The sequence below is a fragment of the Lysinibacillus xylanilyticus genome, from assembly GCF_001708185.1.
Classification (GTDB): Bacteria; Bacillota; Bacilli; order Bacillales_A; family Planococcaceae; genus Lysinibacillus; species Lysinibacillus xylanilyticus_A.
Genome location: NZ_MDDN01000001.1, coordinates 642,017 through 662,588 on the forward strand (window position 1 = coordinate 642,017; position 20,572 = coordinate 662,588).

At 38.5% G+C, this 20,572-nt stretch carries 22 protein-coding genes; 3 read left to right on the top strand and 19 right to left on the bottom strand.

Going from position 1 to position 20,572, the window contains the following annotated elements; genetic code table 11:
- The first annotated feature begins 14 nt into the window (after positions 1-14).
- Positions 15-290, top strand: coding sequence for a transporter (locus tag BFJ97_RS03200; protein ID WP_223552597.1), 276 nt, complete (start codon positions 15-17; stop codon positions 288-290).
- Positions 291-444: 154 nt separating this feature from the next.
- On the opposite strand, the gene sdaAA is transcribed toward BFJ97_RS03200, so the two are convergent.
- The 10 genes from sdaAA to BFJ97_RS03245 form a co-directional block, all read right to left on the bottom strand.
- Entirely contained in the window at positions 445-1,356 is a 912-nt protein-coding gene (sdaAA, locus tag BFJ97_RS03205) for an L-serine ammonia-lyase, iron-sulfur-dependent, subunit alpha (protein ID WP_068983185.1), read from the bottom strand.
- A gap of 14 nt (positions 1,357-1,370) precedes the next feature.
- Positions 1,371-2,036 carry an L-serine ammonia-lyase, iron-sulfur-dependent subunit beta gene (gene sdaAB, locus BFJ97_RS03210; RefSeq protein ID WP_068983186.1) on the bottom strand — a complete coding sequence of 222 codons (666 nt, stop codon included), beginning with the start codon at positions 2,034-2,036 and terminating at the stop codon, positions 1,371-1,373.
- 351 nt (positions 2,037-2,387) lie between these two features.
- Entirely contained in the window at positions 2,388-4,037 is a 1,650-nt protein-coding gene (locus BFJ97_RS03215; RefSeq protein ID WP_068983187.1) for a DAK2 domain-containing protein, read from the bottom strand.
- Between the two features lie 18 nt (positions 4,038-4,055).
- On the bottom strand, positions 4,056-4,418 hold the full coding sequence (locus BFJ97_RS03220) for an Asp23/Gls24 family envelope stress response protein (RefSeq protein WP_053594173.1): 363 nt from the start codon (positions 4,416-4,418) through the stop codon (positions 4,056-4,058).
- Between the two features lie 343 nt (positions 4,419-4,761).
- Positions 4,762-4,890 (bottom strand): GGDEF domain-containing protein, encoded by a 129-nt coding sequence (locus BFJ97_RS23405; RefSeq protein WP_254660108.1) that lies wholly within the window; start codon positions 4,888-4,890, stop codon positions 4,762-4,764.
- Positions 4,891-4,931: 41 nt separating this feature from the next.
- Positions 4,932-5,138 carry a hypothetical protein gene (locus BFJ97_RS03225; protein ID WP_068983188.1) on the bottom strand — a complete coding sequence of 69 codons (207 nt, stop codon included), beginning with the start codon at positions 5,136-5,138 and terminating at the stop codon, positions 4,932-4,934.
- 186 nt (positions 5,139-5,324) lie between these two features.
- Positions 5,325-6,929 carry a M20/M25/M40 family metallo-hydrolase gene (locus tag BFJ97_RS03230; protein ID WP_068983189.1) on the bottom strand — a complete coding sequence of 535 codons (1,605 nt, stop codon included), beginning with the start codon at positions 6,927-6,929 and terminating at the stop codon, positions 5,325-5,327.
- A gap of 46 nt (positions 6,930-6,975) precedes the next feature.
- Positions 6,976-8,409 carry an amino acid permease gene (locus BFJ97_RS03235; RefSeq protein ID WP_068983190.1) on the bottom strand — a complete coding sequence of 478 codons (1,434 nt, stop codon included), beginning with the start codon at positions 8,407-8,409 and terminating at the stop codon, positions 6,976-6,978.
- Between the two features lie 92 nt (positions 8,410-8,501).
- Entirely contained in the window at positions 8,502-9,263 is a 762-nt protein-coding gene (locus tag BFJ97_RS03240; protein ID WP_068983191.1) for a dimethylarginine dimethylaminohydrolase family protein, read from the bottom strand.
- A 31-nt stretch (positions 9,264-9,294) separates the two neighbouring features.
- Positions 9,295-10,167, bottom strand: coding sequence for a dimethylarginine dimethylaminohydrolase family protein (locus tag BFJ97_RS03245; RefSeq protein ID WP_068983192.1), 873 nt, complete (start codon positions 10,165-10,167; stop codon positions 9,295-9,297).
- 221 nt (positions 10,168-10,388) lie between these two features.
- Between BFJ97_RS03245 and BFJ97_RS03250 the strand changes: the two genes are divergently transcribed.
- Both BFJ97_RS03250 and rpmB read left to right on the top strand, forming a co-directional pair.
- Entirely contained in the window at positions 10,389-11,129 is a 741-nt protein-coding gene (locus BFJ97_RS03250) for an IclR family transcriptional regulator (RefSeq protein ID WP_068983193.1), read from the top strand.
- A gap of 229 nt (positions 11,130-11,358) precedes the next feature.
- Complete coding sequence (gene rpmB, locus BFJ97_RS03255) at positions 11,359-11,547, top strand: 50S ribosomal protein L28 (RefSeq protein WP_004227417.1); 189 nt, start codon at positions 11,359-11,361, stop codon at positions 11,545-11,547.
- 511 nt (positions 11,548-12,058) lie between these two features.
- On the opposite strand, the gene spoVM is transcribed toward rpmB, so the two are convergent.
- From spoVM to fmt, 9 genes are read right to left on the bottom strand one after another with little or no spacing between them, the layout of a single operon-like run.
- Positions 12,059-12,160: a stage V sporulation protein SpoVM gene (spoVM, locus tag BFJ97_RS25605; protein ID WP_139114376.1), complete on the bottom strand. Its 102-nt coding sequence runs from the start codon at positions 12,158-12,160 to the stop codon at positions 12,059-12,061.
- Between the two features lie 18 nt (positions 12,161-12,178).
- Positions 12,179-12,832 carry a thiamine diphosphokinase gene (locus tag BFJ97_RS03260; protein WP_068983194.1) on the bottom strand — a complete coding sequence of 218 codons (654 nt, stop codon included), beginning with the start codon at positions 12,830-12,832 and terminating at the stop codon, positions 12,179-12,181.
- Positions 12,829-13,497 (bottom strand): ribulose-phosphate 3-epimerase, encoded by a 669-nt coding sequence (gene rpe / locus BFJ97_RS03265; RefSeq protein WP_068983195.1) that lies wholly within the window; start codon positions 13,495-13,497, stop codon positions 12,829-12,831. Before rpe ends, BFJ97_RS03260 begins: the two co-directional genes overlap by 4 nt.
- Positions 13,498-13,499: 2 nt before the next feature.
- The gene (rsgA, locus tag BFJ97_RS03270; RefSeq protein ID WP_068983196.1) at positions 13,500-14,384 is read right to left on the bottom strand and encodes a ribosome small subunit-dependent GTPase A; all 885 of its coding nucleotides are present in this window, start codon (positions 14,382-14,384) and stop codon (positions 13,500-13,502) included.
- A gap of 11 nt (positions 14,385-14,395) precedes the next feature.
- Positions 14,396-16,372: a Stk1 family PASTA domain-containing Ser/Thr kinase gene (gene pknB, locus BFJ97_RS03275; protein WP_068983197.1), complete on the bottom strand. Its 1,977-nt coding sequence runs from the start codon at positions 16,370-16,372 to the stop codon at positions 14,396-14,398.
- 2 nt (positions 16,373-16,374) lie between these two features.
- The gene (locus tag BFJ97_RS03280; RefSeq protein ID WP_068983198.1) at positions 16,375-17,124 is read right to left on the bottom strand and encodes a Stp1/IreP family PP2C-type Ser/Thr phosphatase; all 750 of its coding nucleotides are present in this window, start codon (positions 17,122-17,124) and stop codon (positions 16,375-16,377) included.
- A 6-nt stretch (positions 17,125-17,130) separates the two neighbouring features.
- Positions 17,131-18,273: a 23S rRNA (adenine(2503)-C(2))-methyltransferase RlmN gene (gene rlmN / locus BFJ97_RS03285; protein WP_068983199.1), complete on the bottom strand. Its 1,143-nt coding sequence runs from the start codon at positions 18,271-18,273 to the stop codon at positions 17,131-17,133.
- A complete protein-coding gene (gene rsmB, locus BFJ97_RS03290) occupies positions 18,273-19,634 on the bottom strand; it encodes a 16S rRNA (cytosine(967)-C(5))-methyltransferase RsmB (RefSeq protein WP_068983200.1) in 1,362 nt (453 codons plus the stop codon). The genes rlmN and rsmB overlap by 1 nt, the downstream gene beginning before the upstream one ends.
- Positions 19,631-20,572: a methionyl-tRNA formyltransferase gene (gene fmt / locus BFJ97_RS03295; protein WP_068983201.1), complete on the bottom strand. Its 942-nt coding sequence runs from the start codon at positions 20,570-20,572 to the stop codon at positions 19,631-19,633. Before fmt ends, rsmB begins: the two co-directional genes overlap by 4 nt.

Consider the following 20,572-nt stretch of genomic DNA (forward strand, 5'->3'; position numbering starts at 1 on the left):
AGGAGTGAAATCACTTGGGCTATTTTCCACCTCAAGGGACAATGAGACCACAATCACCTCCACCAAACTTCAGACCACCAAAACCTTCTGTGTCCTATATCATTGATTGTTTATATCAAAATACCTATGTTTGGCTTAGGAACGGGAGAGAATTTTGGTTTTATCCTACTCGTGTAGAAATGGGCGAAGTATCTGGATATAGATGGAACGGTGCCTACTGGTCGTTCTACGGATTTGATGAAGGATTAATCGATGCCGTTGCCTGTTATCCTACCCCTACACTTTACTAAAATTTATTAGCTGTAATAGGGGCATCGCCAAAAATAGGGGATGACATTTATTCAAACGGATCCCATGTATATAAATTAACGTCACAGATGAGACCCATCTACACTATGTAGAAGCTCATAAAAAAAACACGCCCTAGGTGCGTGTTTTTTAATATTATTTTTGCAGTGATTGGATACTTTCTAAATTGCCATTATCAAATATAGCTTTGCTGATAGCTTTGCCTGTTGGTGTCGCAGCTAAGCCGCCACGGGCAGTTTCTTTTAAATTCGGACTCATAGATTGTCCAATTCGATACATCGCACCAATTACTTCATCACACGGGATGCGACTTGTTACACCTGCAAGTGCCATATCCGCTGCCACAAGCGAATTCGCTGCACCCATAGCATTCCTTTTAACGCAAGGAACCTCTACCAATCCAGCTACTGGGTCACAAACAAGCCCAAGCATGTTTTTAAGTGTAATCGCAAATGCTTCTGCACATTGCTGTGGAGAACCACCGGCCATCTCTACAATTGCTGCCGCTCCCATACCAGCAGCTGAGCCAACCTCTGCTTGACAGCCGCCAGCAGCACCTGAAATCGAAGCATTATTGGCAACAACGAAGCCAAAAGCACCTGATGTGAATAAAAAACGAATCATTTGCTCACGTGTTGGATTTAGCTTGTTTTTCACTGCAAACAGTGTCCCTGGCACTACACCAGCTGAGCCTGCAGTGGGCGTTGCACAAATTGTACCCATTGCCGCATTCACCTCATTAGTCGCAACGGCTTTACTCACTGCGTCTAATAATAAATCCCCTGACAACGAATTTCCTTGCGCAATGTAATTTTGAAGCAATACTGCATCGCCACCTGTTAAACCCGTTACAGATTGCACACCCTTCAAGCCTCTTTCAACAGCTTCCTCCATCACCGTTAAATTACGGTCCATTTGCTGCATAATTTCTTCTCTTGTACGTCCAGTTATTAACATTTCTTGCTCAATCATAATTTCAGAAATTAGTTTACCTTCTTGCTCGGCTCGTTCAACAAGCTCACGAACATTATGAAATAATACGTCCATACTGGGACACCCCCTTAGTTGTTATTAATTTTAGAAACCTTTGTAATATGTGGTATTAAAGAAATTTGTTGTAGTACTTTATCCTCGATGTTTTGATCGACTTCTATCACCATAAGTGCTGTTAAACCACGTTCAATTCGTGAAACCTCCATATGTCCAATGTTGACTGCATGCATTGCTAAGCAATTTGCTACATTGGCAATACAGCCAGCTCGATCATCATGAACTACAAGGATAGCCGGCATGCCTCCTGTTAATCGCAGCTTAAAGCCATTAACCTCACTCACTTCTATTTTACCGCCACCGATAGAAATTCCAACAACAGACATCTCTCCATCATCATCGCCAATCACAAGGCGAGCTGTATTCGGATGCTCTGTGTTAGCTGTTTCTGGGATAAACTCATAATCTAATCCAGCTTTCTCTGCATCGGCAAAAGCTGTTTTAATCCGCTCATCAAATGTATCGTAATTTAATAAGCCTCCTATCAGCGCTACATCTGTTCCATGTCCTTTATACGTTTCAGCAAAGGAACCATATAAGTGGATTTTCGCCCACTTTGGTTGTCTTCCAAATAAATCTCTGGCAACGCGGCCAATTCGTGCTGCACCTGCCGTATGAGAGGAAGAAGGCCCAATCATCACTGGTCCAATAATATCAAATACTGAAGTAAACTTCATACAAACACCCCTCTATTCTATCCATATAAATAAAATCGATTTTTACTATATCATGCTTGATAGTTACTACAAAAGTAAAGCACTTATTTATCAAATTTCAGAAAATTTACACTACAATAATTTACACATTGGAAATATTGTTTAACTTTTGTCTACTCCATATACACAAAAATTTCAAAAGGCTAATATTCCAGTATTTCCAAGTTCGTTGTCCTCCGGGTACATACATCAAATGATTTATTTTTAGCTAATCTCTATCATTTATTATCCTCTAATTTCCTTGTACCATAAACAAAAGCAGTACACGGCGTGTGCACTGCTTTGTCTACTTATGCGCAAAGAAGTATTAAATTATTCTACTGAAATAATATATGGATATAACCCTTGTTTACCATTAAATAACTCTACTTCGACCTCTGGATAATGTTCTTCAATAAATTTCACTAATGCTGAGGCATTTTCTTCCGTTGTGTCCTCACCATAGATGACTGTTACAATTTCTGCATCTTCATCTACTAAATCAGTAATTACCTTCTCAGCAGCATCTTTTAATGCTGGAGTAGATAATACAATTTTCCCTTCCGCAAGAGCCATGAAATCATCCTTATGGATTTCTACACCATCAATAGATGTATCTCGAACTGCATAAGTGACTTGGCCTGTTTTCACATTTGCAAAAGCTTCCGTCATTGTTGCTTGGTTCATTTCTACTGCCGCTTCTGGATTAAACGATAGAATCGCCGCCATACCTTGAGGGATTGTTTTCGTTGGAACTACAGCCGCTTCAATATCTAAAAGCTCCACTGCTTGTTCTGCAGCCATGACGATATTTTTATTATTTGGTAAAATCAACACTTTTTCAGCACCAATTTCTTGTACTGCCTTCACAATATCTTCAGTTGAAGGATTCATTGTTTGACCGCCCTCAATAACATAAGAAGCACCAATGGAACGAAGTAATTCAGCAACTCCCTCGCCCATTGCAATCGTTACAATTGCATACGGATGCTTTTCTACTTTTTTGGCTGGAGAAGGCACTTTATGATCCTCACCAACGATGGCAGAATGCTGTTCACGCATATTGTCGACTTTAATTTTAATAAGACTACCATATTTTTGACCCATAGCTAACACAGCGCCAGGTTGCTCGGAATGAATATGCACTTTTGCAATCTCTTCATCCGAAATAACAAGTAAAGAATCACCTAGAGGGTTTAATTCATTGCGGAATTGTTCTTCGCTAAATGGCTCTTTCCCATTTTCTAAACGTACCATTATTTCTGTACAATAACCAAACTCAATATCAGCAGTATTCATAAAATCTTGTGCTCTATGATGCTCTGCATTGATTAAATCATCTAAAGTTGCTTCATTTTTCTGCGGTAATGGCTCACCTTTTAAAGACGCTAAGAACCCTTCGTACACAAATAAAAGACCCTGACCACCACTATCTACAACACCTACTTCTTTAAGAACAGGTAGAAGCTCAGGTGTACGTTCCAACGAAGCTTGTGCTTCAGCAGTAAATGCTTCCATCACCGTAATGATATCGTTTTCAGTTTCTGCCACTTCCACGCCTTTTTGTGCCGCTTCACGTGCTACCGTTAAAATCGTTCCTTCAACTGGCTTCATTACTGCTTTATAAGCTGTATCAACGCCTGCTTGGAAGGCACCTGCAAAGCCCTTGGCATCAATTGTCTCCTCTTTTTCAATAGCTTTACCAAAGCCACGGAATAACTGCGATAAAATAACCCCAGAATTTCCGCGCGCTCCCATAAGTAAACCTTTTGACAAAGCTTGTGCTGTTTTACCGATATGTTCTGAAGCAGAAAGCTCTGTCTCTTTCGCACCAGATGTCATCGACAAGTTCATATTCGTTCCTGTATCACCGTCCGGTACTGGAAATACATTTAAAGAATCAACATAATTTGCATTTTGGAATAGGTGATGGGCACCCATTTGCACCATTTCTGCAAACTTTATTCCGTTTAAAGACTGCATTCGATTTAGTTCCTCCTCTTAATCATTCGCTACACGAACGCCCTGCACAAAGATATTGACAGATTTTACGCTCATACCTAATGTTTTATCCACTGTATATTTCACTTTCGATTGTACTTGATAAGCAACTTCTGAAATTTTCGTCCCGTAACTAACAATAATGTACATATCGATATGTAAATCGTCGTCCTGTTTTCGAATAACAACACCTTTTGCAAAATTTTCTTTACGTAAAATATCAGTTAGACCATCACGAATTTGATGTTTAGATGCCATGCCAACAATACCGTAGCATTCTACAGCAGCGCCACCAGCAATTTGTGCAAGTACATCTGTTGAAATATCAATTTGGCCGAATTCATTGTTTAATTCAATCGACATAGAAATGCCCCCTTGGCTCTTTTTGACTAAACTATATTGTAACACTTTCGTTATACATTAAGCAACCTAGGAGGGGACGGAAACGCACTGTATCAACGTTTTACTGACATTACAGGTTAACACACCATTTCATCGAAATATTCATTTTTGCTATAAAAGTTGTTACGACCTTTTTGTTTTGCTTTGTATAAATGCTTGATCGGCTCATTCACAACACGTTTTCAAATGCTCGCCAATTGAGATTTGGGCATGGCACATCCCAATACTGACTGTTACAACATCTGCTATGTTCGAACACTCGTGAAGAATATTTAAGTTGCAGACTTCCTCTAAAATTCCCTCCTCAACATGCAGCAAATGCATTATACTTTTCTAAAATTTCATCTAACAGAGCTGCCACTTTTGTTAACGCTTCACCACTCTGTAAATGACCATAATAATCATTAAAGAAATCAATATTCACCATCATCATTGTTAGAGACTTTGGTTTACTAAGTTGTTGCCCAATTTGTGTTAATTTATGATTAAAAACGAATGGTTTGTCAACGTGTCACGAAGTGCTTGCTCAGATAGCACATTATTTTTCTCAGCTAATAATGTTGATAATTTCTTGGATTTTGTCATTTCTTCACCTAATAAAATATGCTGTGTCGTAAATTGCCTTTGTACTTTATAAGGGTGACGCTGAATAGTTAGCCCCATTGACATAATAAGGGACATCAGAAAAAACACTTTAATACTTTTACCTGATATCCCATTACTATATAGGCACTTATTAAAATCGGTGGAACTGTTATGAACATAATCCAAAAAAATTTCCGAAAAGGAATGGCAAAAACGGTACAAATTATAAAAAAGCTGATACCATTTAGCATCAGCTTCCTTACTTAAATCCATTTTTATAATCTAAATCAAGCTTTTAATAAGCGTGTCAATCATCACTGGCATTTCCTTAAATGCGCTGTCGACATGTAATCTTTCTGTCTTTTGATGGGCATCCTTTCCAAAAGGTCCAACATTTAATACAGGGCCCTGCAATGCAGACATAGCTTCAAACGGGATGCTATATGTATCTCCCCATACAGGTGTATTACGTTCGAATGCTGTCCATTCGTTTAAGTCATCTGAATAATTGACATAACTCAAATCGCAAATACCATTAAAATAGTGAATTTGCTCCACTTCAATATCAAACGTTTTTGCCGTTTTCTTCATCAACTCTATCGATTGGATGACAAGTGGATGATTCGACGAATTGATTGCAGGATAGTAAGGTGGTGCATACAACAGCACTGTTGCCGGCGTCAGTTCCTGGCAACGGATCATTAGCTGATCCACAATGCGAATGGATTTCTCTCGATCATCCCATAAATCATTATCAAGAACATGTCGTTTGATCGTATTTACTTCCTCAGTTCCTAATTTAATGATCGCATGCTCTAAAAGCGTTTCATAACGAAGTACTTTTACTTCTCCTACACCCTTTACCTTTTCTCGCTCACAAATTTGCTTATACTGCTCATTACAAGCTGCCATTGCCTCCAATGCAACTTGTTCAAAAATATCCATTACTTCTGATGCTGTGCGCTTTAATAAAAACACATTGTAAAGAGCTGCTGCACGATATGGTGTTTGTGTAGAATACTCCCTTTTCAAATCTTTTAATTGTAAGGATACAGGTAATGGCGTACTTTCACCAAGATCTGATTCACGGAAAACTGGGTTCCACTCCATACGCTGCGTCATATATGAAGCAATAAAGTTTGCTGTCATTCCTTTTAAAGGCTCACCTACATGGGTCTCTTTTCCATAAAATAAGGCAGCAGGCATAATTTTACCGATCGTTCCTGAATAAATATATTCATTCGTATCAGCTGGACCTTGTGAAAAAGAAGGCTCACTATTTAAAAATAGTTTATAAGATAATCCATGCTGTTCACGAAGCCTTACAAGCTCAACAACTGCTGCTCGCATCCCTGCAGAGTTCACTTCTTCATCTGGCACAGCCGTTAAAATGAGATTAATTGGCCACTCTTCAATGCTTGCTTTTTCAATTAATTGCATATGCAAAGCAAGTCCCATTTTCATATCCATCGTTCCACGACCGAATAAATAGTTTCCTGATTCCAAATCAATTCTCGCCGTTTCAGGTAAATCCTTTTTGTATTTAGGTTCCATTAGCTTTTTTGTTAATTCTTCAGGATAGAAGGCAAACGGCTCAAGTTCACCATATTCTTCCGTATGAACAGTATCAAAATGACTAATTAACACAACCGTTTCTGTCGCAGATGGGTGCTTGTACAAGGCAGTCACAGCATTGCGCCCAAGCCCTGCATCATGTAACTCAATCAATTCTGGCCTTTTTTGAAAGTAAGAGAGCGTTTGCAATTTATTTGTTAATTTATAGGCAAATTCATTTTCACCTTGCGTTAATGTCCTACTTTCCCAACTGACAATTTCACATAATAATGCACGCAGTTTTTCAGGTGTATTCCAAAGATAATTAGTCATAATCATTCTCCTTTATCCAATGCCTCAAAATCGAATGCATTTCTTTTCAATGTAAATCAAACGATTCCTCATTTTTCACTTCAATCTCAGAAGAAATTGTTTTTATTTTACTCAATTTTAATTTATAGAAAATCATACAAGCAATGAAGAATCCAATACCGTATAGTAAACCAATTCTTTGTGTTGGATCGAATGCTAAAAAGACAAGAATTAGCATACAAAAACTAATACAGAATATTGGAATCAATGGATAAAATGGCGTTTTAAATTTTAAATCAGCCACATTTCCCCCCGCTTTCACATAGCGATATCGGAACATCAATTGGGAAGCACAAATTCCCATCCATGAAATTGTGACAGAAATCCCTGCAACAGACATGAGTAAAACAAATACTGCATCTGCTTCCATCACGCTCGTTAATAAAGAGAGCAGCGAGAAAAGCATCGTGAAAACGAGTGCATTTAATGGTACTTTATTTTTCGTTAGTCGTCCAAATAATTTCGGAGCCATCCCCTCTTTTGACATCGACCATAATAAACGTGTTGAAGCATATAGACATGAGTTACCTACCGATAAAATCGCAGTTAGAATCACAAAATTCATAATACTAGCAGCATAAGGAACGCCCGCTAAACTCATCAATGTGACAAATGGACTTTCCAGTAGTCCAAGCTCCGATGACGGGAATATGGCAGATAAAACAATAATAGAAGCAATATAGAAAACAATTATTCTAAAAAGAATTGTCCGTATTGCCCGCGGAATATTTTTTTCTGGATTTTCAGTTTCCCCTGCTGCAATACCAACAAGTTCAGACCCTTGATAAGAAAAGATAACATTCATCATTGTGACAAAAATAATCGCAATACCAGCCGGGAATAATCCTGTCGGCGCTAAATTTGTTAGATGTGGCGTAGGGCGATCAGCTAATGGAATCAAACCAAAAATTACAGCGCCCCCAATGATGATAAAGGCTATCACCGCAATTACTTTAATGCTCGCAAACCAAAACTCCGCTTCAGCAAAACCTTTCGTTGTTAACGCGTTTAATGCAAACAAAAGAACCATAAAAACTGCACACCAGATCCAAATAGGTACATTCGGGAACCAATGTTGCATCAATATCCCCGCTGCTGTAAATTCTACCCCCGCTGTAGCAGCTGAACCGACAAAATACATCCACCCTAAAGAAAAGCCTGCTGAAGGACTGATAAATCTTGTTGCATACGTTTGAAAAGAACCCGTTACAGGCATATAAACAGCTAATTCCCCAAGACAATTCATAACCATGTACAATATTAAACCACCAAATAAATAACCAATTAATGCTCCTCCAGGACCTGCCTGATTAATGGTATAGCCAACGTTTAAAAACAAGCCTGTCCCAATAACTCCACCGAGTGATAGCATTAATAAATGACGACTTTTCATTGAACGATTTAATTGATCATCGTGCCGTTGTTCCCCTTTACTCAACATCCATCCCCACTCTCTAGTTACTGTTAATATCTTAACCCTACTAAAGTACCCAACCAATTTATCCTATTTAAATTGGTTGGGTATTTATAAAACTAAAAACGTAATGACAGGCAGCTTAACCCACCATCATGTTTTCTAAATTCAGACATTTCAAGTTCAATTGTTTGATAGCCTAAATCATTTAATTTACGGTTTGTTTCTGGATAGCCTGCTGGAATAATGACATAATCATTTACTTGAATACAGTTTGCTGAATACTCATCCTCTTTTGGAATTATAATTTTTTCGTAAGATTCAAACGCAGGGTGATCGACAAATTCTCCTGCTAGCACCATTCGATTTTCACCAACATAGGCGATACCCGTTTTTAAATGGAAAAATTCTTTTAACGGAATAATCGTTGCCTCATAGCCTTCTTTTTCAACGATTTCTTTAAATTGTCGTGCTCCTTCTTCATTCGTACGATCAGAGGTACCGACATAAAATTTCTTTTCTGCCTGCAATACATCTCCACCATCAAGTGTTCCTGGACCTTCGATATAGTACATTTTTTCATAGAACTTTTTAACAGCTGGTTCAATGTCCACAATCTCACGATTACGAGCTTCTGCGCCAGGGTTTGAAATAATGGCAAACTCAGGTGTTAAAACAGCTGTATCTTCTACGAATGTCGAATCCGGGAAAGCTTCGTTCGCTTGAAGCTGTGTAACCTCTACGCCACATTTCTTTAAAGCCTCTACATATTTTCCGTGCTGCTCAAATAATTTCTCTAAAATTGGTTTTCCTAAGTCACTAGTCGTTAAACCGTTTATATAACTATTTCCTGGATTTTTTACGATCACATTTTTAAACATTTACTTCGTCCCCTTTTATTCTTCTATTCTTTTATCCTCTTACTACTGGACAAGTTAGGCATGTAGGTCCACCTGTCCCTTTTACTGTAATTTCATTTCCTTTATATTCATAAACTGTTGCGCCTGCATCAAGTAATTGTTGCTTTGTCATTGGACTTCCATTTGGAAGTATACATACTCTAGGCGCAAGTGCTAAGACGTTACAGCCTAGCGCATCATACTCATCCTTCGGTACCTCAACTAATTGAATACCTCGTTCGATCAAAAGCTGACGGAAAAAAACTGGCATTAATCGTGAATGTACAACCGCTAAATCCTTATCCACCATACTAATAAAGGACATTAAGTGTAAACATTCCGCTTCACCTAAATCATGTGATAGCTGGACAACAATGAATTCATCGACAATATCCGCCGTCATATCCTTTAGCTGATGAATTGCTTCATCATTCGTTCGATAGCCTCGACCTACAACAAGTGTACGGCCATCAAGCCAAACGATATCGCCACCATCTGCAACAGCATCTCCTGTCAATTCACCGATTATTGGAATGCCCTTTTCTTGTAAAAATGTTTTATAAACGGCTGCTTCTGACTGTCTTAATTTTTTGCCAGATTTTAAGATCATTGCCCCATTTGGCGTAAATTTAACAGGGTCATGTGCATATAGAGAATCCAACCCTACTTCTTCTGATTCTGGTAGATAATCAATTTTTTCAACATATTTTTCGAGAATACTTGTAAATTCAGCATATTCTCTAAGAGCCTCATTATAGTTAGGTTCTGATAGGTAGTTAAATGTTTTCCATTTATCACTAAGATGCTCTTGGCTCCGGAAAGCATCTTTTGGATGTTTTACTATTACGTGTTTCAAAGGTGCATACATTGATGAACAATAATGCATTCCCTTTACCTCCTTTTTTCCGTGTAGTGGAAAACGTTTCCGTTAAGAGGAAAGTTTATATGAAAAATATATTTGTTTTATGTTACACTGTCAATATATTTAGAAAAATTTTTATATTCACTCAACTTTCAGTGCAGAAAGAGGTTTACTAAACCATAGTGCTATGTTTAAGCTAGACATAGACAAAGTATAAAAATAAGGGAAGGACAGGTGGGACATCAATGCAATTATTAGAACGTGCTATGACAATTGCTAAAGTTTTAGCTTCGGAAGCAAGTGAAAGCAGCTTGTCCATTTCAGAGCTTGCAGCAAAATGCGATCTGCCACTAAGTACATTACATAGAATTTTAAAAGCGATGATTAAGGAAGGGATGATTGAACAAGACGATCAAACGAAACAATACCGTCTTGGTACAATATGGATGGAACTTGGCCTACAAGTGTATGATACGATGGACTACATTAGTAAAATTAGGCCAGAATTAGAGCGTTTAGCTAGAGAGGTCGAGCAAAGCGTCTATTTAAGTAAGCCTGCCGGTTTAGATACGATCATTATCGAAAGAATAGACAGTGCAGCTAATCCAATTCGTATTTATGATCAGTTAGGAATTCGGATTCCGATGCATATTGGCGCCGCAAATAAGACAATCTTAGCCACAATGCCCGTTTCTCAAGCAAGGGAAATTATTGAACAGCTTCTCCCGCATGAAGAAATCGCTGAATTAGAGGCACAACTTGACCAAATAAGATTACAGGGATTTGCCATTAGTCATGGGGAAAGAACAGCAGGAACATCCTCAATCGCAGTTTCCATTTTAAATGGTTTTAATGAAGTAGTAGGTGCTGTAAGTATAGGTTTTGTTAGCTTTAACGTTTCAACAGATCATATTAACACCCTTACGGAGCGTTTAGTGGAAACTGGTAAACGTGTTTCTATGAAGCTTGGCTATCGAGAGAAATAATATTGAAAATTTATTGAAAACTTTTTAATTATATTAGCTTAAATTTGCTGTATCCAGAAATTGATTCCCTCTTATCTGACAATTATTTATGTCTGTAAAGGTTTTTTTCTTGAAAGGTTATGTGAAAACTGTTGCACTGAACGTCATCGTATGTTAAATTATTATGGTATGTGAAATACCGAACTGAAATAATAATCTTTCAGCATCAACAGTAAGGAGGGAATACAACATGCCAAAACAATGTGTAATCACTGGACGTAAAGCTCGTACTGGTAACAACCGTTCCCACGCTATGAACGCTAACAAACGTACTTGGGGTGCTAACCTTCAAAAAGTTCGTATCTTAGTAGACGGTAAACCAAAACGTGTATGGGTTTCTGCTCGTGCATTAAAATCAGGTAAAATTGAGCGCGTTTAATCGTTGCTTCCAAAAAATCGATTTGGCATTTGGCGCAAATCGATTTTTTTCTTTCTAATTAACTGGGCAGACTACCAACCGCCTTTGTGAATATTTAGATATAAGTAGAAGTTGTATTTAAACATCCTTCTAGTGGACGACCATAAATACAATAAAATGACTAAGCCGTTAGAAATTACATCTCGTTGTAATTTCTAACGGCTTTCTTTACATATAACAGCCTCATTTCAGCACAACAATCGCCTGTTATCTAGAGAAACCGCAGTTACAATATACTAAAGTATGGCTCTCCGGCAAAACAAAGGGTTGATTTCCGTTCCGACTGGACGCTTTGCGCTGACGCGCAGAGCAGAGCTTCCTGGGGGCGTCGAGGCAACAGATGTTTTTTGCGCGAAAGCGAAGCGTCAGCGGCAAAGCGAGTAGCCTGGAACGGAAATCACCCACCACAATATTCACAAAGATTCCCTTGGCCATTTTGTTTTTCAACACTAAAAGAAAAATCCGACTAGTGTTAGTCGGATTTTTTTACTTTCTTTTCTTTTTTAAAAAGATTGATACACGTACGCGTAATACTACTCACAAATTTCGGTAGCTGGAACGTATATACTTTCAGGACCCTCTCCCCCTCACACTAATCTATGCTTCTTATCATTAAACATATGCCTTGCGAGAAAGATATAGACCCTGAATTACCTATTATTTCATTACTTGTAAAGCGGGATGTCCCTAGAGAGATTTCTTCATTTGTTGTTTCATATTTCACTTGCCTTAATGTCACTTCTTTAATCGGCTCTTCATGTGCAAAAAAAGACAAATAACGATATTGCTCGTTTGCTTCTATGTTATGTTTGCCCGGCATTAAAAATTGCAACATATTTGCATGATTACTAATCTTCAATACTACCTGTGGATGCTCTTTTTGTAAGCGATACATCGAACGAACCGCTGCCTCATAATGATCTAAGCGCCCACCTGTAACACCTGTAAGAACAATTTCTAGCGGTGTATACGTCAAGGCTTTTAACAACGCTAAATCCGTATCTGTTTCATTTTTTTCTTCCAGAAATCGTTGACTATCATTTGTATGAGTCATCACCATTTCGTATTCCTCTTGTGAGAGTGAATCAAAATCTCCTACTATGGCATGTGGTGTAATTCCTTGCTCAACCAAATAAAGTGCTCCTCGATCAGCTCCGATAAAAATGACATCATTTTGCTCTTTAAACGGTTTAAATGAACAGAGTTCCTCTTTTGGTCCACCTGCACAAACAACGACTATTGTCATGCTTTAATCGCTGCCTCACCAGCAGCTAATATTTCCTGAAGTGCCGCTGTACGATCTTCTTTATTATAAATTGCTGAGCCAGCTACAAAAATAGTTGCTCCTGCTTTTGCACAAGGAATAATAGTCTCTGCATTAATACCACCGTCGATTTCGATAGCAATATCAAGATTACGTTCTTTAATAATAGCTGCTAATGCTTCAATTTTTGGTACTACAGAATGAATGAATTTTTGTCCACCAAAGCCTGGATTCACAGTCATGAACAACACCATATCAATATCCTCTAAAACATGTTGAATTGATTCTATTGGTGTATGTGGATTTAATACAACACCAGGTTTGACTCCATATGAGCGAATTAATTGAATCGTACGGTGTAAATGACGGCAAGCCTCTACATGCACTGTAATATAGTCTGCTCCTGCTTTTGCAAATTGTTCTATATACTGATCAGGATTTTCAATCATTAAATGAACGTCCAACGGTAAATCAGTTAAAGGACGGATTGCATCTAAGGCGATGGAGCCAAATGAAATATTCGGCACAAAATGACCATCCATAACATCAATATGAATAAGCTGTGCACCCGCTTTTTCTACTTCCTTTACTTCTTCTCCTAATTTAGCAAAGTTAGCTGCTAAAATTGATGGTGCTATTTGTATCATCATTAATACCTCGGCTTTCGATCCATAATTTCTTGTATAAATTGTTCGTAGTGCTTATAGCGATAATCACGAATTTCTCCCGCTTCCACGGCTGCCTTTACCGCACATTTTGGCTCCTTTAAATGTAAACAGCCTCTGAATTTACAATCCTCGGCAACTCGGGCCATATCAGGGAAGCATGCACCTATCTCTTCTTTTTCTATTTCATCAAAATCAAAAGAACTAAATCCAGGTGTATCTGCTAATAAACCGTCACATACCTCGATTAATTCGACGTGGCGAGTCGTATGTTTTCCACGTCCTAAGCTTTGTGAAATAACGCCCGTTTTTAAATTTAAATCTGGGATTAATGTATTTAGTAGTGTGGATTTCCCCACTCCAGATTGTCCTGCTAAAACAGATGATTTCCCTTTTAATATGGGCTGCAAGCGTTCAACTAATTCTTCCTCACCCTTATAGGTTTGCAGCACGGTATACCCCATGCTTTCATAATCTTCAATATAGCTTTGTAATTCCTCACGTTCATGCTCTTCTAGCAAATCCATCTTTGTTAAACAAATAATCGGATGGACATGAAATGACTCTAAAACAACTAAGAATCGATCCAGCAAAATGGTATTAAAATTAGGTTCTTTTACAGAAAAAACCAGAATACCTTGATCAATATTAGCAATCGGAGGGCGTACTAATTCATTTTGGCGATCCATAATTTTTTGAATGGTACCGTCCGACCCCTCTGTTTCCACTGTGTATTCTACAATGTCGCCAACGAGTGGGGATTCCCCGCGATTGCGAAATACCCCACGTCCTCGACATTGTATAAGCTGCTTTCCATCATATACATAATAATAACCGCTTAATGCTTTACGAATTTGGCCTTGCGCCATCCAATTCCCCCTTATTTAATATCATCATATCCAATTTTATCTTCAGCGATAATTTCCGAATCACGTATAATTTTATAGGCCGCTTCCTGCCCCTCTTCAATGACAAGCTGTATTTGGTATTGTGTATCAGCCGTGATCGTAAATTCCTTAAATGTTTCTAGTATCGAATGGTTTTTATCTTGAATATCAATTCGAATAGTTTGCTCCATACCTTCCTCTTTTGGCTCGTATGGAATTTCTACCGTGCTCACCCAAGTTTTAACAGGTTTTTCAGCGGGTCCTTTACTTAAAACAACAGCTATTGTGGAGCCTGCTTCAACTTCTGCCCCTTCTTTTGTCAATTGTAAAATTACACTTCCAGCCGGTACTGTATCATCAAAGTCTTCACGAGCAACGCGCCATTTTAAGCCTTTTCTACTTACATAGTCATCCATTTGAGCCTTCGTGTAATTCACAACATTATCTACGGTCACCATTTTTACCCCTGCGCTTACCTTAAATTTCATCGATGTATCTTTAGCAATTACCTCTTCTTGTGGTTGCGGCTCTTGTTCAATAATTTGTCCTTCTGGCGCTGTTGAATGCACGTAGGTAATTTGTGGCTCTAAAAATTTCCCCTTTAACATCGATTCGACTTGGCTGATTTGTTGCCCTACATAATTATCCACTTTCGTCATTTCTACTCCAAGACTAACGACTAAGTCTACTTCCGTACCTTCTACACGCTCTGTCCCCTCCGAAGGGTCTGTTTCAATAACTTTATCCTTTTCAACATTCTCATCAAAACGCTCCTGATGTTCACCAACAATAAAACCTTCAGCCTCTAATTTCTTAGTAGCTTCCTCAATTGTCAAATTAGCTACACTAGGTACAGGAAACTTTTTCGGACTAAATACATCTGTTGCAAATATCAGGAATAGAAGAATGGCAATGGCTACAATTACTAATCCAGCGACAAATATTGGCCATTTTTTCTTTTTCTTTACAGGCACTGATTTCTCAACTGGCTTCTTAACTTCTGGTTCAGGCTTGGATTGCGTAATTGGTTCGATCGCTCTTGTCTTCGTTAAATCTTCATCTTTACGTACAACTGACTCTTTTATAATCGGAATTGCCTTTGTAACATCATTATCAACCGGTATGACAAATTTTGGTTCGTTGATACGATTTGGCGATAAAACTGTCTCTAAATCCTCTTGCATTTCCTCAACAGTTGAATATCGGTGCGATGCGTCTTTTGCAGTAGCCTTCAGCACAACATTTTCCAAGCTTTGTGGAATCGTAGCATCGAATGCGCGAACTGACGGTGTCTCCGCTTGTAAATGCTTAAGCGCAATCGAAACAGCTGATTCTCCTGAAAACGGTAATTCCCCTGTTAATAATTCATATAAAACAATCCCAAGTGCATAAATATCAGATTTATTTGTTGCTGTACCGCCACGAGCCTGCTCTGGTGACAAATAATGCACAGTTCCAAGCACGGAGTTTGTTTGTGTAAATGACGTTGCACTAAGCGTCATCGCGATGCCAAAATCAGTTATTTTCACATTGCCCTCAGCATCCATTAAAATATTTTGAGGTTTAATGTCACGATGAATAATATGATTTTCATGAGCATTGGCAATTGCAGATGTTAACTGCTTCATAATATGCACACTTCTGGCAGGAGAAATTGGTGCAAATTCCTGTATGTACTGCTTTAATGTTTTTCCTTGGACATACTCCATTACAATATAATGTAGATCACCATCATCACCTACATCATAAACACTAACAATATTCGGATGTGTAAGACTTGTAGCAGAAAGTGCCTCACGTTGAAAACGTCGATGTAATTCATCCTCATTGGTAAAATCATAGCGCAATATTTTGATCGCTACATCACGGTTTAAAATCATGTCATGTGCCAAATAAACATTGGACATACCTCCGCCACCAATGAGCTCTTTAACTTTATAGCGGTCACTAATTCGTTTACCTACAAACATACTTACACCTCCTCATCTTGCCTTGTGAGTAGCACGAGGGAGATATTGTCTTCCCCCCCGCTTGCATTTGCTAATTCCACAAGTTTCCGTCCTTTTTCTTCTATTGAATCTGGATACGTAATAATTAATGCCATTTCATACACGGTTAGTTTATTGCTTAAACCGTCAGAGCAAATGAGTAAATACGATTCTGATGCTAAATCAACTTCATAAAAGTCAGGTTCAATCGTTTCTTCTGTACCAACAGCTTTTAAGATGAAATTTTTCTTTGGATGTGTCAACGCTTCCTCTTCACTTATTTCACCATTTTCAACGAGAACATTTACATATGAGTGATCTCTTGTTATTTGTTGTGCACCATCATCAAAGAAATAATACACACGACTATCGCCAACATGTGCGATAAAGCAATGATTATCTTCAATTAACACCGCAATAAACGTCGTGCCCATTCCTTTACAGTCTTCATGTGATAAAGAATAGTCATATATATTTTTATTTAATTGCTTAACTGCTTGTAATAACCATTCTTTTTTTGATGTTGTTGATGCAAAATGATGTGCCTCTGCCTGTAAAAAAACGGATTCTATCTGTTTCATTGCCATATCACTTGCTACATCGCCAGCATTATGACCCCCCATGCCGTCCGCTACAAGTGCAAGTGCAAGCCCGTCTGGACGTTTAAAAAAAGCCGCACGGTCTTCATTAATTGCTCTTTTTAACCCAATATCACTTTCGACTGTGTATTTCAACACTGGTCACCTCGTCTCTTCAGATCTCTCTTGCGCACGTAACTGTCCACACGCAGCTGCAATATCTGAACCTTGCTCTCTGCGGATCGTTACGTTAATACCATTTTTCTTTAAAGTTTTTTCAAAGGCAAAAATTTGACTACGAGATGTGCGAACATAATCACGTTCTGGTACGTAGTTTACAGGAATTAAGTTCACGTGGCATTTAATTCCTTTTATTAATGCAGATAATTCTTCAGCAACTTCAACTGAATCATTTTCACCAGACATTAAACCATACTCAAAAGTTACACGTCGGCCAGTTTTTTTAGTATAGTAACGGACCGCTTCCATTAATTCATCCAATTTGTAAGCACGTGCAATTGGCATTAGTTTTTGACGAGCCTCTTGGTTTGGTGCGTGCAAGGATACTGCGAAGTTGATTTGTAACTGTTCATCAGCAAATTGATAAATTTTCGGAACAATCCCTGATGTCGATACAGTGATGTGACGAGCACCAATGTTTAACCCTTTTTCATGGTTGATGACTTTTAAGAAGTTCATCATTGCATCATAATTATCGAAAGGTTCTCCAATACCCATAATAACGATATGCGATACACGCTCGCCCACTTCATCTAAAGTTTGTTGTACTTTGACAACTTGCTCTACGATTTCCCCTGCTAGTAAGTGACGTTTTAATCCACCTAATGTTGACGCACAAAACGTACAACCAATTCGGCAGCCTACCTGTGTCGTCACACAAATAGAGTTCCCGTATTCATGACGCATTAATACAGTTTCAATAGAATAGCCATCTTGTAATTGGAATAAAAACTTGATAGTACCATCTTTTGATTCCTGTTGAATAATTGTTGACAATGTCGTCAATACAAAACTTGCTTCAAGCTTTTCACGTAATCCTTTTGAAAGGTTAGACATTTCATCAAATGTTTTTACACGTTTATTATAAAGCCAATCAAAAATTTGTGCTGCACGGAATGGTTTTTCACCATTTTCCTTTAACCATTCTTCTAACTGTTCCGGCTGTAATGAGTATACCGATTCCTTTAAATTTGGTTTTTCTTTTTTCGCGCGTCGAACGGGCTTGTCTTCTGCTTCTTCAACTAAGTCGCTAATGCGCTCATTAAATTTCTCTTGATCCACCATTAGTTGGATTCTCCTTTTTTACGAAAGGCTGCAACGAAGAAACCGTCACTGCCAAAGTCTTGTGGAAAGACTTGAAGCATGCCATTTGCTTGCTTTTCCGCTAATTTTGTTGGTAAAGATTCTAGTTGTATAGCTTCCATTTCTGGATGCGTAGTTAAAAAGGCTTCTACAGTGCCTTCATTTTCTTTTTTATCGACTGTACATGTACTGTACACAAGTTTGCCACCAATTTTCAATACTTTTGTTGCAGCATTTAATAACGCCAATTGTATTTTTTGGAGATTTTCTAAATCTTCTTCTCGTTTTGTATATTTAATATCTGGCTTACGGCGCATAACTCCTAAACCACTACAAGGCGCATCGACTAAAATAGCGTCGAATGATTCTGCTTGTAGAAAATCCGGTGCCTTACGTCCATCAATTGGAGCAGTCTCTACTATATCAATCCCTAGACGATCAGTATTATGGTCGATTAAATCTAATTTATGAGGGTGAAGGTCAGTCGCTAAAATCGAACCTTCATTTTTCATAATCTCAGCTATATGTGTTGTCTTTCCACCTGGAGCTGCACACATATCTAAGACACGCATGCCAGGAGATGGGTGCAAAACATTCGCTGGAATCATGGAGCTTTCATCCTGAATGGTAATAAGACCTTCTTGGAATGCCTTTGTTCGAGCTGGCTGACCATTTGTTACATGTAAGCATTCAGGCATTATATCGCTTTTTTTCGCTGTTAAGCCTTCCGCTTCTATGCTAGCAATCGCTTGATCAACGCTCACTTTTGTCGTATTTACACGGACAGTTTGCACTGGAGGCACATTATTTTCATGTAACATTTCAGACGCTATTTCAATACCATAATTCTCGACAAAGCGTTGCACTAACCACTCCGGATGACTCGTTTCAATGACTAGACGCTCAATCGGATCTTTAATCTCATCAGTAGAAGCTACACCCTGACGTAAAATAGAGCGTAAAATACCGTTAACCATTGAAGCTATACCTTTGTGACCTCGTCGCTTGGCAATTTCTACAGCTTCATTCACCGCTGCATGTGGTGGTATACGCGTTAAATAATGCATTTGATATAAAGATAAACGTAAAAGCCAGCGCACCCAATGATCTACTGAACCACGAATAAATGGCTCTAAATAGTAGTCAAGTGTCATTTTAAATTGTAAAGTGCCGTACGTAATTTCCGTTAAAAGCGCACGATCTTTCGCTTCAATTTTATGGCGCTTTATCGTTTCATTTAAAAGTAAATTACTATAGGCTTGATTTTTATCCACTGCTAACAAAATAGAAAGTGCAGCATCACGCACATTTCCATCCCAAATTACTACGCTTTTTTTACTCATTTAAATTGGTCCCCAATCTGTAATTTAGAACCTGTACCACGCAAATATTCCTCTGCTGTCATGCGTTTTTTTCCAGCTGGTTGTACATCATACAGGGCAAGTGTTGTTCCATTTCCTGCTGCAACTTCAAAATAATCCTTTGAAATCGCAACGACCTCACCAGGTATGGCATCATGCTTCGTGTCGCCAACTTGTGCCCACCAAATTTTAAAGTTTCCATCTTCAAATGTTGTATAGGCAACTGGCCATGGATGAAGACCACGCACTTGATTGTATAAAGTTGTAGCACCTTTTGCCCAGTCGATTCGTTCCTGTTCACGTGAAATATTGCTGGCAAAGGTTACTTGTGCTTCATCCTGTACGGTACGATTATTTGTTCCATTTATAATAGAAGGAAGTGTTTCTTTTAATAATTCGCAGCCTACAACACTTAGCTTATCAAATAGTCTACCTGTATGATCTTCCTCTTCAATTGGGATAGCCTTTTGGGAAATGATATCACCAGCATCTAGCTTTTGTTCCATATACATAATTGTTACACCTGTCTCTTTTTCACCATCAATAATGGCTTGGTGAATAGGTGCTCCACCGCGATACTTCGGTAAAAGCGACGCATGGACGTTAATGCAACCAAGCGGTGGTGCATCTAGCAATTCCTTCGGCAAAATTTGGCCAAAAGCTGCTGTTACGATTAGGTCAGGCTGTAAATCAATAATTTGTTGTAATTCCTCTGAACCACGTAGCTTTTCAGGCTGAATAACGTGTAAACCTAATTCTAAAGCTGCTGCCTTAACAGGTGGTGGTGTTAGCACACGTTTACGCCCAACTGGACGATCTGGCTGTGTAACTACCGCTTTAATAACATAGCCTTCATGGTGTAGCATACGCAAAATTGGCGCGGAGAAATCAGGTGTTCCCATAAAAATTATTGAAGTCAT